The sequence below is a fragment of the Listeria tempestatis genome, assembly GCF_963575625.1.
In the GTDB taxonomy this organism is placed as follows: Bacteria; Bacillota; Bacilli; order Lactobacillales; family Listeriaceae; genus Listeria; species Listeria tempestatis.
In genome coordinates this window covers 17031-34442 of the sequence record NZ_CAUYTK010000002.1, presented here as the reverse complement: position 1 = coordinate 34442, position 17412 = coordinate 17031, and the positions used below count along the sequence as shown (strand labels likewise).

At 38.6% G+C, this 17412-nt stretch carries 16 protein-coding genes; all 16 read right to left on the bottom strand.

Going from position 1 to position 17412, the window contains the following annotated elements:
• Positions 1-45: 45 nt before the first annotated feature.
• Positions 46-393, bottom strand: coding sequence for a hypothetical protein (locus tag R8923_RS02835; RefSeq protein WP_485871248.1), 348 nt, complete (start codon positions 391-393; stop codon positions 46-48).
• Position 394: 1 nt separating this feature from the next.
• Positions 395-1042 carry a thiamine diphosphokinase gene (locus R8923_RS02830; protein ID WP_485871630.1) on the bottom strand — a complete coding sequence of 216 codons (648 nt, stop codon included), beginning with the start codon at positions 1040-1042 and terminating at the stop codon, positions 395-397.
• 60 nt (positions 1043-1102) lie between these two features.
• Positions 1103-1759 (bottom strand): ribulose-phosphate 3-epimerase, encoded by a 657-nt coding sequence (rpe, locus tag R8923_RS02825; protein WP_485871247.1) that lies wholly within the window; start codon positions 1757-1759, stop codon positions 1103-1105.
• Positions 1759-2634, bottom strand: coding sequence for a ribosome small subunit-dependent GTPase A (gene rsgA, locus R8923_RS02820; protein ID WP_485871629.1), 876 nt, complete (start codon positions 2632-2634; stop codon positions 1759-1761). Before rsgA ends, rpe begins: the two co-directional genes overlap by 1 nt.
• Before the next feature lie 14 nt (positions 2635-2648).
• Positions 2649-4622, bottom strand: a complete 1974-nt coding sequence (gene pknB, locus R8923_RS02815; RefSeq protein WP_485871246.1) for a Stk1 family PASTA domain-containing Ser/Thr kinase — start codon at positions 4620-4622, stop codon at positions 2649-2651.
• Positions 4619-5377, bottom strand: coding sequence for a Stp1/IreP family PP2C-type Ser/Thr phosphatase (locus R8923_RS02810; RefSeq protein ID WP_485871245.1), 759 nt, complete (start codon positions 5375-5377; stop codon positions 4619-4621). Before R8923_RS02810 ends, pknB begins: the two co-directional genes overlap by 4 nt.
• 18 nt (positions 5378-5395) lie before the next feature.
• The gene (gene rsmB, locus R8923_RS02805) at positions 5396-6721 is read right to left on the bottom strand and encodes a 16S rRNA (cytosine(967)-C(5))-methyltransferase RsmB (protein ID WP_485871244.1); all 1326 of its coding nucleotides are present in this window, start codon (positions 6719-6721) and stop codon (positions 5396-5398) included.
• Positions 6722-7663 carry a methionyl-tRNA formyltransferase gene (gene fmt / locus R8923_RS02800; protein WP_485871243.1) on the bottom strand — a complete coding sequence of 314 codons (942 nt, stop codon included), beginning with the start codon at positions 7661-7663 and terminating at the stop codon, positions 6722-6724.
• An 11-nt stretch (positions 7664-7674) separates the two neighbouring features.
• Complete coding sequence (gene priA / locus R8923_RS02795) at positions 7675-10077, bottom strand: primosomal protein N' (RefSeq protein WP_485871242.1); 2403 nt, start codon at positions 10075-10077, stop codon at positions 7675-7677.
• A complete protein-coding gene (gene coaBC / locus R8923_RS02790; RefSeq protein WP_485871241.1) occupies positions 10077-11279 on the bottom strand; it encodes a bifunctional phosphopantothenoylcysteine decarboxylase/phosphopantothenate--cysteine ligase CoaBC in 1203 nt (400 codons plus the stop codon). The genes priA and coaBC overlap by 1 nt, the downstream gene beginning before the upstream one ends.
• A gap of 1230 nt (positions 11280-12509) precedes the next feature.
• Positions 12510-13262 carry a hypothetical protein gene (locus R8923_RS02785; protein WP_485871240.1) on the bottom strand — a complete coding sequence of 251 codons (753 nt, stop codon included), beginning with the start codon at positions 13260-13262 and terminating at the stop codon, positions 12510-12512.
• 942 nt (positions 13263-14204) lie between these two features.
• Positions 14205-14534 carry a hypothetical protein gene (locus R8923_RS02780; RefSeq protein WP_485871239.1) on the bottom strand — a complete coding sequence of 110 codons (330 nt, stop codon included), beginning with the start codon at positions 14532-14534 and terminating at the stop codon, positions 14205-14207.
• A 158-nt stretch (positions 14535-14692) separates the two neighbouring features.
• Positions 14693-15073 carry a polymorphic toxin type 8 domain-containing protein gene (locus tag R8923_RS02775; protein WP_485871238.1) on the bottom strand — a complete coding sequence of 127 codons (381 nt, stop codon included), beginning with the start codon at positions 15071-15073 and terminating at the stop codon, positions 14693-14695.
• A 140-nt stretch (positions 15074-15213) separates the two neighbouring features.
• Entirely contained in the window at positions 15214-15891 is a 678-nt protein-coding gene (locus tag R8923_RS02770; RefSeq protein WP_485871237.1) for a HEAT repeat domain-containing protein, read from the bottom strand.
• A 185-nt stretch (positions 15892-16076) separates the two neighbouring features.
• Complete coding sequence (locus R8923_RS02765; protein WP_485871236.1) at positions 16077-16421, bottom strand: hypothetical protein; 345 nt, start codon at positions 16419-16421, stop codon at positions 16077-16079.
• 146 nt (positions 16422-16567) lie between these two features.
• Positions 16568-17095 (bottom strand): DUF3885 domain-containing protein, encoded by a 528-nt coding sequence (locus R8923_RS02760; RefSeq protein WP_485871235.1) that lies wholly within the window; start codon positions 17093-17095, stop codon positions 16568-16570.
• Positions 17096-17412: the final 317 nt, after the last annotated feature.

Sequence of the window (17412 nt, the reverse complement as noted above, 5' to 3'; positions counted from 1 at the left end):
GCTGGGTCTCTTCATTTGATTCACTATAAGATGCACGTGTTTATCTTATTCTTTTGGCAAACTATCACTTACTGATTTAGCAAGCACCCCGCAAATAATCATAAACATTCCTGAAAAAATATGTATGAAAATAAAGGCGGGTACTCCGCTCACAAACAAAATTGGAATTGCGATTTTGTATTTTTTTTGCCATAAAAAGCTGTATCCGACAACAAAACTAGCAAAAAAGATAATGCTTGCGATGAACATAATCATAATCGGTACTTTTAAATCTGCTGAATAGTTTCCTGAGAAAACATTTTTTGTGGAGACAACTTCGATATAAAAACTAAATAAAATCGCAAATCCGCCGAAAATAAGTGCTAAATTTCTTTTGTTTTTCCAAAATGGCATTTTACTCATCCTTACTTTGTGTCATTAATAATAAACCGGTTTGAAATGAAAAAGTGGCTTTATCTTGGTTAAATTCATTGCTTGACAGTGCTCTGCCGAACGGAAAATCCGCCTTTTCTAACGGATATTTAAATCCTTTTAAAGTCAATCTACTGACGTTTGCCATGGTCGTAAAGGCGACATATTTTTTATCTTTCTGCTTTTCAAGCGTGTATGTCCCTGGCGCATACATTTTCATGTAATTGTAACGGTCAATCATTTCTACAAGCTGAATGGCCTCAAAGAACTTAGGCTGAGTAAGCATCATTAAATTGGCGAGTAAATGATCCATACGTCCACCCGTGGCGCCGAAAATACGAATTAAGTCTGGATTTAAGGAAAGCGCTACTTCTAAGCCGATTTCTGTATCGGTTTGGTCTTTTTCAGCAGGGAAAACGCGTACGTCTGCCACTTTTGTTTTTAAGTCGGCTAGTTCCGCTTTTGTTAGCGAGTCAAAATCTCCTAACGCGATTTCAAAAGGGATGTTTAAATGGAGCAGGCGTTTTGCTCCTCCGTCTACGCCTAGCCAAATGCTCTTTTCATTTTTGTATGGTTCTAAATCGGGCAGTTCAGACGCTGGACCGCCGACCATAATATTGACAATTTTCATCATTTTCTTCCTTTCCAAAAAAGAAGCAATAGGTGCTGTTAAACGCCTATCGCTCCCCTCCTAGTTTCCAACCACAACGCGAAGATCGTCCATTGGAATTTTGCGGTCTTTATTTCCGTAAATATAGCTTCCGGCAACAAAAACATTTGCGCCAGCGTCTAGGCATGCTTTGGCTGTTTCACGGTTGACACCGCCGTCTACTTCGATTTCAATATCTAGTCCTTTTTCCTCAATTAATGCTTTAAATGCAGCGATTTTTTCTAAAACTTCTGGAATAAAACTTTGTCCGCCAAAACCTGGGTTGACCGTCATAAAAAGGACCATATCCAGTTCATTTAAAACGTGGAAAAGGGTATCAATTGGTGTTGCGGGATTCAGAACTGCTGCAGCTTTTACATCAAAAGAACGAATGTGTTGTAGCGTCCTGTGTAAGTGTGGGCATGCTTCCACATGAACAGAAATATAATCAGCACCAGCTTTTGCAAATTGCGGAATGTAGTTATCTGGATTTTCAATCATTAAATGGACATCAAGTGGCAATTTTGTTCGTGGTCTGATTGCTTTTACGACATCTGGACCAAATGTAATATTTGGAACAAAGTGACCGTCCATGACATCAATATGCAAGTAATCAGCGCCTAAACGTTCTACTTCAGCAATATCTTTTTCCAAATTCGCAAAGTCTGCGCTTAAAATTGAAGGTGCAATTTTCCCCATTATGAATACCTCGGCTTTCTATTTTTTAATTCCGTTAAAATTTGTACATAATGTTCATAACGAAAATCGGCAATTTCATCTTCTAAAACAGCTGTTTTCACCGCGCAATTGGGTTCATTCTCATGCAAACAACCACGGAATTTACACCCAGAGCGCCGATCTTCAATTTCTGGAAAACAAAATTGTAAGTTCTCAGGTTCTAAATTGTCCCATTCAATGGAACTAAAACCAGGTGTATCAGCAATAAACCCCTCACCAATTGGTAAAAGCTCTACATGCCGCGTTGTATGCCGACCACGGCCGAGGGAAGTTGAAATTTCCCCCGTCTGTAAAGTTAAATCAGGATTTAATTGATTTAAAAAGGTCGATTTCCCAACGCCCGACTGCCCTGCAATGACTGCTGTTTTTCCGTGAATCAAGTCCAAAATAGCTGCTTTATCAACATCACTTCCGGTCAAAAATACCTCATAACCAGCATTTTCATAAATATCTCGGTAGTTTTCGATGGCTTTTCTTTCTACTTCATTGGCTAAATCCATCTTACTGATGCCAATCACCGGCCGAATATCTTCTTTTTCAATCGCAACTAGAAAGCGGTCGGTTAAATTTGTGGAAAAATCCGGTTCCACTGCGGAAAAAATGAGGATAGCAATGTCAATATTCGCAACAGGCGGACGAATTAGTTCATTTTCACGAGGTAAAATATCTAAAATATAACCGTCCGTCTGATTATCTGCTTGAAAAGTGACATCATCTCCGACAAGAGGCGTTAGTTTTCTTTTACGAAAGTTTCCTCTCGCTCTCGTTTGATAGACGACTCCTTCATGAAACACATAGTAAAATCCACTGAGCGCTTTAATAATTTGTCCTTCCAGTTTTACGACCTCCTTTAATTCGGATAATCTACCGTACCTTCATCAATCGTTTCATCATCACGTAAAACTTTATAGCTTCCTTTTGAACCTTCTTCAATTTCAAACGTAATCGTGACACTCGTATTTTCTGTGATATCTAGTTCGCGATATGGTGTTGACATTGAGTGATTTTTGTCATCAATGTAAATTTTAATATGTTTTGGTTTTGGCGAGTTGCTATCGTCACTGGAAGCGTCACCGTACGGAATTTGAATGGTTTTTGTAACGTTTTTCACTGCTTTTTCTTTTGGTCCTTTGGAAATCACAACATTGACAGTCGATCCGGAATTTATAGTCGTACCCGCTGAAGGTGATTGTGAAATAACTTGTCCTTTTTCTACCGTATCGCTATTTTGTTCTGTTGTTTGAATGGTTATGCCTACTGAAGACGCATAGTCATCGAGTGCGGTTTGATTGTAACCACGTAAATCTTTAAGTGTGATAGGGGCTTTTCCCTGACTTACCGTTAATTCAACATCAGTATCTTTTGCAACGACGTCTGTTCCAGCAGAAGGGTCTTGTGAGATTATCATGCCAGCCTCTACTGAGTCACTATATTCTTCTTTTTTCGTAACGGATTTAAACCCTTGTTCTTTTAAAATTTTCTCTGTTTCATCGTAGCTTCTACCAGAATAATCTTCCATTGTGACTTCTTTAGAGCCAATACTAACATAAAGCGTTATTTTAGAACCTTTTTCTTTCATTTCCCCGGCTTCAGGATCCGTTTCAATTACATCACCATCTTTAACGGAATCGCTGTTTTTTTCAATGGTTCGTCCAATCGTAAATCCTTCTTTTTGTAAAAGAGAGATGGCTTGTGATTCCGTTTTGCCACTAACATCTGGCACTTCAAATTCAGTTGGGTTTTTACCAAGCAACCAAAGCGTTAAAATAATGCCAGCAAATAGTAAAATGACACCAAAAACAATCCAGAAAATTTTCTTCTTCTTGCTCATTTTCTTCTTCGTCTTTTTCCCGTCTTCGTCTTCTTTTATGTCTTCTTCGGCAATCGGCGTTTGCGTGACAGTGTCATCTAAGTTGCGCATCGCGTTTTTTGTCGCAACAATTGGAATCGTTTTTGTATCTCCATCGTCCAAGTTAGGAATAAATTTAGGCTCGTTCAGGCGGTCTTCGTTTAAACAGGTTTCTAAATCTTCTTCCATTTCTTCGGCTGATTGGTAGCGCGCAACAGGATCTTTTGCGGTTGCTTTAATAATGATATTTTCCAAGCTTTGCGGAATAGCAGGATTTTTTTCTCGAACAGACGGAATGCTTCCTTGTAAATGTTTGATTGCTATAGAAACAGCTGATTCCCCGTCGTAAGGAACTTGCCCACTTAAAAGTTCATACAACACAATCCCAAGCGAATAAATATCAGATTTTTGGGTCGCCATACCACCACGCGCTTGTTCAGGAGATAAGTAGTGTACTGATCCGACAAGCGAATTCGTTTGTGTAATGGACGTTTCTGAAAGCGCCATTGCAATGCCAAAATCCGTAATTTTTACAACTCCATCATGATCGATTAAAATATTTTGCGGTTTTATATCGCGGTGAATGATATGATATTTATGCGCTGCTGAAATAGCTGAAACAATTTGCTTCATAATTTCAACGGCTTCATCAAATGGGATAGGGTGTTTTTCTTGAATGTATTGCTTTAAATCCATTCCTTCAACATATTCCATGACGATATAATGTAAATCATTTTCTTCACCGACATCATAGATGCCGACAATATTGGGATGTACTAAACTTGTCGCTGACTGCGCCTCACGCTGGAAGCGACGAATCAAATTGCTTTCATCAGCTAAATCAATGCGTAAGATTTTAACAGCCACATCGCGGTCTAAAATCATATCATGTGCTAAAAAGACATTGGCCATACCGCCGCCGCCAATTGGGCTTAAAATTTTATATCGTCCGCTTAGTCGTTTGCCAATCATCATGATGAGTCGCCCCCTCTCCTTGCGTTATCTCGTTCTAGTAACAATACAGTAATATTATCTTCCCCGCCGTTCGCGTTTGCTTTTGTAATCAGCGCATCGGCTTTTTCAGCAAGCGTTCTTTTGCTCATTAAAACTTGGCGCATATCTGCCTCTGAAATCATATTGCTTAGTCCATCTGAACAGAGAAGCAAAATATCCGCTGTTTGAAATGGCGTGATAAATGTATCTGTATCAACGAATCCTTCCACGCCTAATGCGCGTAGTAAAATATTTTTTCGTGGATGATTTTCTGCATCTTCTTTTGAAATTTCACCTTTACGAAGAAGTTCATTCACAAGCGAATGGTCTTCTGTAATTTGCACAAACTTATCATCTTGAAGCAAATAACCGCGGCTATCCCCAACATTTGCAATAATCGCTTGACTTCTCGTGAAAATCGCAGCGACTAGCGTTGTGCCCATTCCTTTAAGTTCGGGTTCTTTTTCTGCTTCTGCGGTAATGATGCGATTGATTTTTTGAATCGCAACACGAAACCAGTCTTCTACATCATTCGCATGTAGAAATTCTTCCGTTTCTTGCCAAGCTTCACTAAGGAGCTTTACGGCCATTTCAGAGGCAACATCACCAGCACGGTGACCGCCCATTCCATCTGCAACTATGACAATTGGATTCCCAGTTTTATTTTCAAAAACACCACCGTTATCTTCATTATGATGCCTGATTCTTCCTCTGTCAGTTCTAAATTCAACTTGCATAGTTTTTTCTCTCCAATCTTAAGGGCACCGTTTGAAACTCGCAACATAAAATCCGTCACTTCCAAAATCAGTAGGTAAAATTTGTAAGTCATTGCCCGTCTTTAAATGTTCTAATGATTTCGGGACAGCAACCGACTGAGCAACAAATTCTGGATGCTTCTCCAGAAACTTCTGCACAACTTCGGTATTTTCTTCCCTATCAATCGTACAAGTACTATAAACTAATATACCATTTTCTTTAACAAGTTGGCTAACTTCATCTAAAATGGCGAGCTGAATTTCGCTAAGCCGCTCAATATCCTCAGGCTTCTTGCTGTATTTAATATCCGGTTTTCGTTTTAACACGCCAAACCCGGAACACGGTGCGTCCACTAAAACACGGTCAAAGCTTTTTGTTTCGAACTCGCTCGTAGCTTTTCGGGCATCCAGTGCAAGCGTTCGCACGTTTAATAAATTCAACCGATTTGCAGCACTTTCAACGAGTTTCGTTTTATGGGCGTGGATGTCAAGCGCCATCACACTGCCAGTTCCGTGCATTTTCTCCGCAATATGCGTGGTTTTCCCCCCAGGAGCTGCACATGCATCTAAAACGTCCAAATCGTCCGATAGCATAAGCGCATAGGCCACAATCATCGAACTTTCGTCTTGAATGGTACATTTTCCGGTTTTAAACGCGTTCGTATTTGCGATGCTTCCTTTTTCAATCTCCAGGGCCTCAGGGATGATGTCCGATACTTTAGACGAGATTCCTTGATCCGAAAACTCCTTCACGAGTGATTTAGGGTTTGTTTCTGTCATGTTGACACGTACGGTTTGAGTCGGCGGAACGAGAAATGCTAACCCAATTTCAAGTGCGCGCTCATAACCATATTGGGCAATAAAGCGAGCGGCAAGCCATTCAGGTAAACTGGCTTTAATACTAAGTCGCCGCACATCATCTGAAATTTCATCTATTTTAGGTACGCCGCGCCTGATAATATTTCGTAAGACGCCGTTCACAAATTTGGTTACACCTTCATGACCGCGCTTCCGCGCAATCTCGCCAGCCTCATGTAAAATGGCATGTTCAGGTATTTTATCTAAAAACTCTATTTGATAAACAGAAAGTCTAAGCAAATTTTGCACCCAGTCTTCTGGTTCTTTTTTCAAAAAAGGTTTCAGAAAAAAATCAAGCGTGATTTTTCGCTGTATCGTACCATAAACAAGCTCAGTAAGTAGCCCCCTATCCGCTAAATTTAAATCTTGTTTTTTTAAAGCGTCATTGATTAAAAGGTGGCTATAAGAACCTTGTTTTTCTACTTTTTCAATTAGTTCAAGAGCAATTTCACGAACTTCTTTTTTCATCTAATCACCAAACCTAACCTCATTAGAAATATTTCGTAGTGTTCCTTGAATAAAGGCATTCGCATCCATTTTAGGTTTACCAGAAGGCTGAACAACCTCTGGCACAACAATTTTCCCGTCACCACAAACAATGCCAAATGTTGATTTCCCGAGCATCACAAAACTTCCAGCCGCTAAATCCGACTCCGAATCCGCAAGATGCGCCTGCCAAATTTTAAACGGTTTCCCGTCAAAAGTTGTATACGCCACAGGAAAAGGCGAAAGCCCGCGAATATGATTCCACACCACTTTTGCTTCTTTTGAAAAATCAATTTTTTCCTGTTCGCGCGTCACATTGCGTGCAAACGTCACGTTTTCCGGATTTTGCGGTACCGCGTCTATTTTCCCAGCTAAAAAGTCTGGCAAAATTTCCATTAAAAGCTCGGCGCCAAGTTTAGAAAGCTTCTCAAACATCGTCCCCGTATCGTCGAGGTCCGTAATGGGAATACTGCGTTTTGCAATCATATCACCAGCATCTAATTTTTCAACCATATACATAATGGTCACACCTGTTTCGCTCCTTCCGTCCATTACCGCATAATGAATGGGTGCGCCGCCGCGGTATTCTGGGAGAAGTGAGGCATGGACATTAATTGCCCCTTTTTTGGGGTGCGTAAGCAATTGGTTTGGTAAAATTTGGCCGTAAGCAGCCGTCACAAGTAAGTCGGCTTCAAGTGAAAGTAGCTCATCTAGTTCGCTAGAGTCTCGCAATTTTTCAGGCTGATAAACAGGGATATCCAATTGTTCAGCAGCCGCTTTAACAGGTGTTGCCGTCAAAATTCGCTTTCTGCCAAGTGGGCGATCAGGTTGGGTGACAACTGCTATCACCTCATATGTTTTAGCGAGGCTGTTTAAAATTGGGACAGCAAAATCTGGCGTGCCCATAAAAATAATTTTTTCCATTTTTTCACTCCTTACATTAGAACATACGGCTCCACATCAATCGAAATCGTTAGTCCTTTTGCTTGTTCTTTTTGATAATGTTCGAGCAACTTTTTCAGTTCCTCTTTTAAAGCTGGTTCTTTTTTATATTTAATCATACATTGGTAGCGAAACTTATTTTTAATCCGACTAATTGTACTTGGAACAGGACCTAAGATAATCGAGTCCGCACCTAATTTCGTGCGCAAATAGCTGGCCATATCTTGAATGGTTTGGATCACTTTTCGTTCATCTTCATGACTCACATTAATCAGTGTCAAAAAGTAAAAAGGCGGGTAAGCTCCGCGGTGTCGCATCGCCATTTCATGCTTATAAAAGCCATCATAATCATGTTTTCTCGCAAACTCAATACTATAATGCTCGGGGCTGTAGCTTTGAACAACCACTTCTCCGGGTAAAACATGCCGCCCAGCGCGCCCACTCACCTGCGTGAGCAACTGAAACGTCCGTTCAGCCGATCTAAAATCAGGTAAAAAAAGCATCGTGTCCGCATTCAAAACGCCAACAAGCGTAATATTTGGAAAATCGAGTCCTTTAGCAATCATTTGCGTGCCAAGTAAAATGTCTGCCTCACCGTTTTGAAACCGCGTAAGAAGTTTCTCATGCGCGCCCTTTTTGCGTGTCGTATCCACATCCATCCGAATGACGCGCGCCTCAGGGATCAATTTTGCAAGACTTTCCTCCACTTTTTGAGTCCCCGTCCCGAAATACCGAATGTGCTCACTCGAACACGATGGGCATTTATCTGGCACACGTTCCTCATGTCCGCAGTAGTGGCATTTCATTTTATGCACCGCCTGATGATAGGTGAGCGAGATGTCGCAATTGGGGCACTCTACAACGTAACCGCAGTCGCGACACATGACGAATGACGCGTATCCCCTTTTATTCAAAAGAAGAACGGTTTGCTCTTTTCGTTCCATGCGCTCTTTCATTTTTTCAAGTAGTGTGCGTGAAAACTCCGTGCGATTTTCATTGCGCAATTCTTCGCGCATATCGACAACGTGAACTTCTGGCATTTCTTGTTTGTTAATACGCGTTGGGAGCTCAAGTAGCGTGTATACATTTTTCGTTGCACGCGCGTACGATTCAAGCGAGGGCGTTGCACTGCCAAGAACAACAGGACAGCCGTGCCGCTTTGCTCGCCAAATCGCCACATCGCGCGCGTGATAACGCGGATTATCTTCTTGTTTATATGTCGCCTCGTGCTCCTCATCAATAATAATAAGTCCTAAATCTTCAAATGGCGCAAAAACCGCAGAACGCGCGCCCACAACAACTTTTGCTTCTCGTCTCTCAATTTTTCGCCACTCATCATATTTTTCACCGTGTGAGAGTGCGCTATGAAGCACCGCAACTGCATCCCCAAATCGACTTTTAAAGCGTTCCACCATCTGCGGTGTAAGAGAAATCTCTGGAACAAGTACAATCGCTTCTTTTCCTTTTTGTAAAACTTCCGCAATAGATTGCAAATAAATTTCCGTTTTTCCGCTTCCAGTTACGCCGTGAAGCAAAAAAGTTTCTGGGCGTTTTTCACTTGCCGCATCTATTATCGCGTCGCAAGCCGTCTTTTGTTCGCTAGAAAGTAAAAGTGGCGTTGTCCGCTCAAACTCGCGACCTGCATACGGATCCCGACTAACAAATTGATCAGCCAGTTCCAGCATACCATTTTTAACTAACTTATCAATGGCCTGTTTACTTACGCCAAGCTCTTCTCTAAGCTGTTTGACTGGCACAAATTCAGTCTCAGCCATTTCAAAATAGGCAAGAATTTTCGCCATAGCTTTCGCATTTTTAGGTAAATCCGCACGAGCATCATGCAATTCATTGGGGGAAAGCTTACATTTTACAACACGCATTTTTTTATTTGTCACTTTATTTTTCACAGCGTGGGCGAGCTCAATTTGTCCGCTGCGCAAATATTTTTGTACGCTTTTTAAAATGCCACGCCCCGCTAATTCTTTAAACGGCAACGTCTCATGTCCTTCAAAAAGTCGTTCTAATTCGTCGTCTTCTGTATCAAGTCGCACCACGTACTTCTCGTATTTAGCCCTAAGAGCAGCCGGTAGCATCGCCTGATACACTGAAACGCGGAAAGCAAGTGTTTCTTTTGCGAGCCAGTCGCCAAGTTCGAGCAATTCTTCGTTTAAAACAGGAAGAACATCCATGACGGAATCAATTGCTTTTAACTTCGCAACATCCATAGCGTCCTCTGTCCCCACAATAAAACCTTGAACTTTCCGATTTCCAAATGGCACCGAAACGCGCGTCCCAACAGTAGCAAGTCCAACCAAATTATCTGGTATGACGTAATCAAACGGCCTGTCCACCTGCATCGCTGGAACATCGACAATCACTTTCGCAATTTGACTCATTATTTTTGCTCCAATCGGCTAGCTACCCGCTTCACAATTTCTTTTGCAACTTCACTTTTGTCTAAAATCGGGTAACTTTCTTCGCCGCCATTTGCCCCGTAAATCGTCACAATATTCGTATCGGTGCCAAAACCCGCACCCGCGTCTGTAATATCATTCGCCACAATAAAATCTGCCTTTTTAGACATCAATTTTTTAAGGGCATTTTCGCGTACATTTTCAGTTTCCGCAGCAAAACCAACTACAACTTGATTCACCGTTTTTGTTTCGCCAACGTCTGCCAAAATATCCTTCGTACGTTTCATTTCCACGACAAAATCCCCAGGCTGCTTTTTAATTTTTTGTTCGCTAACATGTTGCGGCGTATAGTCTGCCACAGCGGCCGTCATGACAAATGCGTCTTGTTTCGCCTGATTTTCTTTCACGGCCGCATACATTTCTTCTGCTGATTCCACATATATAACGTTCACACCAGGTGGGACTAAACGCTCACGTGCACTTGTTACAAGCGTCACATTAGCTCCGGCGCGTTTTGCCGCCTCTGCGACAGCAAAGCCCATCTTCCCTGTTGAATGGTTTGTAAAATAGCGGACGGGATCTAGTTTTTCGCGTGTCGCACCGGCTGTTACAAGCACGTTTTTCCCAAAAAGAAGGGTCTCATCTTCTAAAAAAAACTCACGAATGCGCTGAACGATTTTTTCGGGCTCCTCAAGTCGTCCGCGGCCCACGTAGCCGCATGCGAGATAGCCTTCTTCTGGCTCGATAAAGCGCACCCCGTCTGCATATAGTTGGTTGATGTTTCGCACAACAGCAGGATGTTCAATCATGTGCACATTCATTGCTGGCGCTACCCAAACGGGTGCTTCGGTTGCTAGAAGCGTTGTCGTCACCATATCATCAGCTTGCCCATTCGCCATTTTCGCAATTAAATTCGCGGTTGCCGGGGCCACAATCACAAGGTCAGCCCAGTCAGCAAGATCAATATGCGCCACCACTTTCGAATTTTTTTCATCAAAAGTGTTTGTATAAACATCATTTCTGGATAAAACTTGAAAAGAAAGCGGGGGAACAAATTCCGTCGCATGCTCCGTCATCATCACTTTCACGTTTGCGCCCGCCTGCGTTAATTTACTCGTAAGGGCAACGGCTTTATAAACCGCGATACCGCCAGACACTGCTAGTAAAATATTTTTTCCATTCACTTCTACTCACCTCAAGTCCACGTAATCTTTTTTATTATAACATGTTTTGGCAAGGAAGATTATGCTTCTGTTTTTGAAAATAAAGAAGCGCCTCAGAAATTTGAGGCGCTTTTTTGTTATGAGGAACAGCTCATCATTTGTTTACAAGTTGTTCTACTATTCTTGCGATTAAAGTGAATCTTAAAGCTGCTGTTCTTTTGGCGACAAGTTTTATTTGCTATGCACAAAACGTAAGGGTAGTATGCATATTTTGAAATCCCGTGCCATCAAGTTCCATAATTTTTGCAATTGCTCCACTTTCATAACTCCAATAATCGCTATATCATGTAGACTTTTATGGGCGTCACACCAGTATACATAACTGATTTCAAAGCTTGTTAGTACACTAGTAAATATACACACGCCTTTTATGCCCAGTTATTATAATCCTTATAAATTATAGTTTATTAGTTAGCTCTTGTTTCCAATCTTGAAGTGCATTAAGGTCACTATAATCAACTTTATATCAGCTTGACTCGATTTCAAATAAAAGGTTATTTTTATACTTTCTGTTTTTGATCGCTTGCTTTTGAAAACAACTTTTGTAAAAGAAAAAGTTGCTTAGATTCTCTGATTAACGCGTTGGTCAATTAATCACTTGACTTAATAATTCCTATATATCTTTTTCGGGAAGAATATCTAAAGCTAATTGAACAAGCTCCAAAAAGATTGCCTTTTTGTTCTTGTAAAAATCATTTAAATCAAACATATACATGCTGCCTAATTGTTTTCTATAAGTTTAGTATTTTCTATACCATCCACAAGACAACTCAGCAGTATTCAAAACTGCTTACAAAAATGCATATCTAGGTGAGAATAGATATGCATCTTATAATTACGAATTTTTTCCCTTAAAACAGTTTAGCCATAGGTGTGCTTTACATTTTTTAAGCTTTTATAACCAAATACACATAAACTATCCTATATGACTTTAGAAATTTATAATAAACAAACTGATACAAACTAGTAAAACGCCTTCAAAAAGAATAAAACTCCATACATACTTTTTTCTTTTTATATCTACTAGACCTGTACTTAAAAAGGCTATTAATAATACTATATGTAGCCATATTGGAAAATCGATTCCTGAGTCATTTTTAATCATTGAAATGCTCATAACGACACATATAATTGTCCAAATAAAGAATACACTTGTCAAAATTACCTTCTTTGTCATACAAATTTCTCCTCTTAATATGGTTTAGAACTAAAATACCAACGTCCGATACTTTTTAGTTGTTTGTCTATTTTTTTACCTTTAATTGTACCTATCACACGTACATCTTGAAATCTGAATGCATATTGACTTTTTCCATACCCCGTAGGAACTAACCCCTTTGTCCGATATTGTTTAAATTGAATTTTACCATTAAAAAGATAGCCTGCTGATATAGTTCCTAAACCGACAACGCTTGCCCAATTACCCACAGTACTAGCAATAGCAGATGTTGCGATAGTCACCCCTGTTAATGCCGCAATTGAAATTACTCCACCAATGACTCCAACAAGAGTTCCAATGGACTTTACAGTTTTGCTGATTTTTACACTTCCAGTTGATATATATTTAGCATCCCAAGCTGAAGCTTTAAGCAACTTAGGCGTCGAACCAACCATATTATTTTCAACCCTAGTATCTATTTCAACAGCTACTTTTTCCCCATCGATTATCATAAAGTCGTCACCTTTACTATACGTAAAGGTATGAACCTCATTATTTTCTTCAACTGTTTCAATTTTGAAAGAATCTTCTGTTTTAACGGATTTGTAGTCTACAGCTTCATCATCTACTGTTATCGTAAAGGACTCTTTATCTTTTGTTACAACGTGATTTGTTATTTCAGCATCCCCACCAAATTCTTGTGCTTTTACTGTCGGTGGTAACATTCCAATTGATAAAATAAATACAGTAAGCACTACAACAAAACTTTTGTAAAACTTTTTCATAGTTAGTTCCCCGTTTCCTTAAGTAGTTTCACAAATAATTGTATACAAAAATCCCTCTCATCATCTATTACATACAAATATCATCTGTAATTTTATTGTAACACAGAAAATCAGATAAAATGAAAAACATCCCAAACACCTTACTTTTATGCCTAAACAAGCATTTAAGCCCGTTCTTTTCGATTTTTTGAACACTTATTTGTAAATTACACTTTTGACAGAATGTGATTTTTGTTACATTAGATTGAATTACTGTTCCGTTTCGGTTTTGAATAAACAACTAACATTCTTACCAAAGCATTTTTATTCCCTTAATAGTGAAGAGGTGGTTTTGTATGATTTTTATAGCCGTGTGAACCATAGTCAATTCGAAATCTTTGTTGACTAACTTTTTCATAAATTACTGTGGACTTTTCTCCCCCCTGAAAGTTTATTATGTGTAATTTTAGAATCTGGTTTCCCCATCATCGGAGCGTTCCTACGCCAATATTCTGCAGGCACAAAAGGCCCTTGTCTTTTAGTTTTTTTCTATAATATATTGATTTAGCTGATTGGAATACGCGCTTCGCTAAGTATCCCCCTTTACTAACCACTTTTCCAGCTATTTTAAATTTGCCACCACCACCCGCAATTAATGCTTTTTTTTCCAACTCTTCGTCTTTTTTTAAGCTTTATAGCCATCGTAAGCGGCAAAACCGGCATTTATTTCTAGCCAAACCCAATATCCATCAAAGTCAACGTGCATAACAGGATTATTTTGACCATAATCATCCCATTCATCGTTTGGGCGTCGTCTTCGCCTGAGACTGGGGCGTAGGCGGTAAACACGTCTTGTTCGGTCTCACAGTAACGAGATATTAAGTAATACTGTTCGTTTTCTTTGCCAATTGACACCAACCTAATCTTACTTTTAAATTAAGTCTACCGAATTGGCTACATTAGTCACTCTAAAACCAAGTAGTCTGTCACCGATTTATCATAATCAAAAGTTCTCAATTGTTTAACATTTATATTATCATAGCCCCTAACAATCGCTTTTCTAATAACCAATCTTTTCTCTTTTGAACCAAATTTATCTTGCCAGTATAACGCAACTAGCTGATTTTCTTCAAAATGACTTATTCTTTCCAAAAAATGGATATATTTTTCTAATGGTTGGCTTGTATTATTTCTAGATGTTTGCTTATCCAACTGCATTAATTCACTTGCCTTAATCCCACCATTTATTTGTTTAACCACACCGATAGCACTTGGAAGTCTCGTATCATTCATGCCTACAAAATATGACGTTCCTAGCCTAGGTCTGAAATATTTTTTTGCACTATCTCTTTTATTACCTATAAATAATAACTCCCCTTGCGGACAATAACAATCTATTTCTGGACATAAAAAGCTAACTACTACTTTATTGAATTTCTGATTTTCTATAATTATCTCCTCCTACCGTTTTTATCATATCTATGCTGTATTTTATGATTTTTAGTATTTTGTAGAACTATATACTTATATCCGTATCCTTTTCTGTCTTCATATCCTCTCCTATGAGCTAACTGGTAGCCGTTTGGAACTCTTATGGATTTTCTAGCTACCCCTCTTTTATTTCTACTTTTTCTTTTGATTGCATTAATGTCTCTTTTAATTTCGCTACATATATGTCTTGGCAGTTTAGTGTCGTTCACCATTTCCCTTAGTTTGGTCTGCTTACCTAACTTTATAGCAATTCTAAATGAACCACCAATTGCTTTTCTGGCCAGCTTAAACTTACCATCGCCAAGCGCACCTTTACCTGCTGCAATTCTAGCTTTTTCCAACTCTTCGTCTTTTTTTAAGCTTTATAGCCATCATAAGTTGCAAAACCGATATTTATTGCTAGTCCTCCCCAATGCCCATTAAGGTAAACTAAATATCTATGATTGTTATACCTAAAAAAGAATATTTTTATTTCAAAAAGCTAAGCATGATTTTCTGGAAAGCAACGCTCTAATGCATCAATAATCGAAACTGGTAAATCTTGACTTTTCAATCTAGTTATTTCCTCAAAAATTAAATCTCGGTTTTCGAAACTTAGAATTTCTTCTAAGGCAATAATGGTACGAATGACTATGATGTGATAGTCATCCTTTAGCAAAGCTAGTAACGGCTTTAGATATTCTTTCCTTCCTAATTTATAAAGTGAACTATATATTCCTACAAGCGCAACGCTATCAGCTTCAAAAGGGATTCTTTCTTCTAAAAACTCGATTAAATTTTCACTTAAAACGCCAATAGCTTCACCAGCAAAACATCTGACTAACTCATTCTCATCACTTTTTAGCAATTCCATTATCTTTGTTAATTGCCTTAAATCTTTTTGTTCTTGAATAATTTCTATAGCAGTAATTCTAACTAGCTCATCACTTTCATTTAACCCTCGACCTGCTGCTTCTAAAACTCTTTCATCTGAAAAGCGAATTAATTCCTCATATGCATATAGTTTAACTTCACTATTCCGAGAATCAGTAAACTGTAGCAACCTTTTTAACTGTTCATTAGAATTAAGCTTTAAAATAAAATCTTCTACTATTTCTACATCAGCATCATTGTCAGATAGTAATTTTATGACCCATTTATCCCTTTCGTTTTCGTGCATTTTTTATCTCCCTACCTTTCAATTCTTTCTCATGCTCTCTCTTCGTAGCACCAGTTGTTGAATTATATCTAGCCTAGATTTCAGCATCCGACAAGTACCTAATCCAGAATCTCTGACATTTTTTCTTTTCACCTTTAGCAAATTTACTGATACTTAGTCTAAGTTATGCATACTCCGATTAGCTTCTAAGCTGGGCATTGTTCTATAACCTCAATTCTCCTGCAATAAAATCTAATGGATTGAGATTCATAGTCCTCAACATAATAATTAATATTTTCTAGTTGTGAATCAGAAATTGTATCAATTCCTATATCATAAAAATATTGATCACTTGAATCAGCGTTTACTTTTAAATCCTTTACACCTAAAAACTTTACTGCAATACTATCACTTTTTTCATTGAAACAAGCTATTAAAACTACTTCCTCATTTTCTACAAAATAAGTAAACTTCGTAATTGTATTTAAGTTTTCCTCTACAAACAAAGAATTTTCAGCTACTATAGTTTCTAATTTTCTCCATTTTGTCATGACTTCTCCCTCCCGCTATTTTCTATAACTATTAAATCTTGTTCCGCAGCCTTTAAATTCGCCTTACTATTTCTAAAAAATTTCTTTCCTCGTAGCGTAGAATACCTATATTACTCATATAAACCTAAAACGTAAAAATAGATAATTTACTCTATTAACAACCACGTTTTGTACTTATTTCTTATATCAGCTCGTCTCGATTCACTTGGTAGAAAGACATCCAGCCCCCTATCATCGTATAAATGATAGATTTGCTTATTTGTCACTCCGATAATAAAGTAATCTAAATCAGAATTGGGGTAGCCTATTATATCTCTCGAAGCAATATGATGTAGCAATTGATTAATCCTAATTTCATTTATCCTACATCTAATATTAACTTCAAAATAGTTTTCTATCCCTTTAACTTTCCGCACTTTAGATGTATACTTTATTTTTTTATTCTTAATAAATTTTTTGATTACTCCAGTGGAACGAGTTTTTCTTTTATGATAGTCATGAATCATAATTTCGACATCTTCATCTTCTTTAAATAACTCATGAAATAGCTTCATAGACCGTTCATCAACCTGATCCATATAATGAGGAGAAGTTGATAACATATTAGGGTTCCCTATCTCAAAGCGTATCCCCTCTTCTTGAAGTATATGAATATAGTCTTTTTTGTCATTCAAACTGCTCTCCTCCTCTATTTCCCCACTATCTTACCATCACTTTTTATGGATGCTTTCCGTTTACCACTCTTATCTTTTACTTTCCAACTACTCCCCTTATGTCCATCACGATTTTTTTCAATTGTCCAACCATTTTTTTGCTTTATAACCTACTTTCTCTTTTAAGTTTTGGTTGAACTTCCCAATATCAACATAATCACCATTGCCTTTTCTTAAGAAGGTAAATGCTACTACAATTGCCAATAAATGTTTTAATACATACTGAAACCCCTTTTGTGAAGTTAACTCTCTGGAAAATAATGTTCTAATGCCTCCTG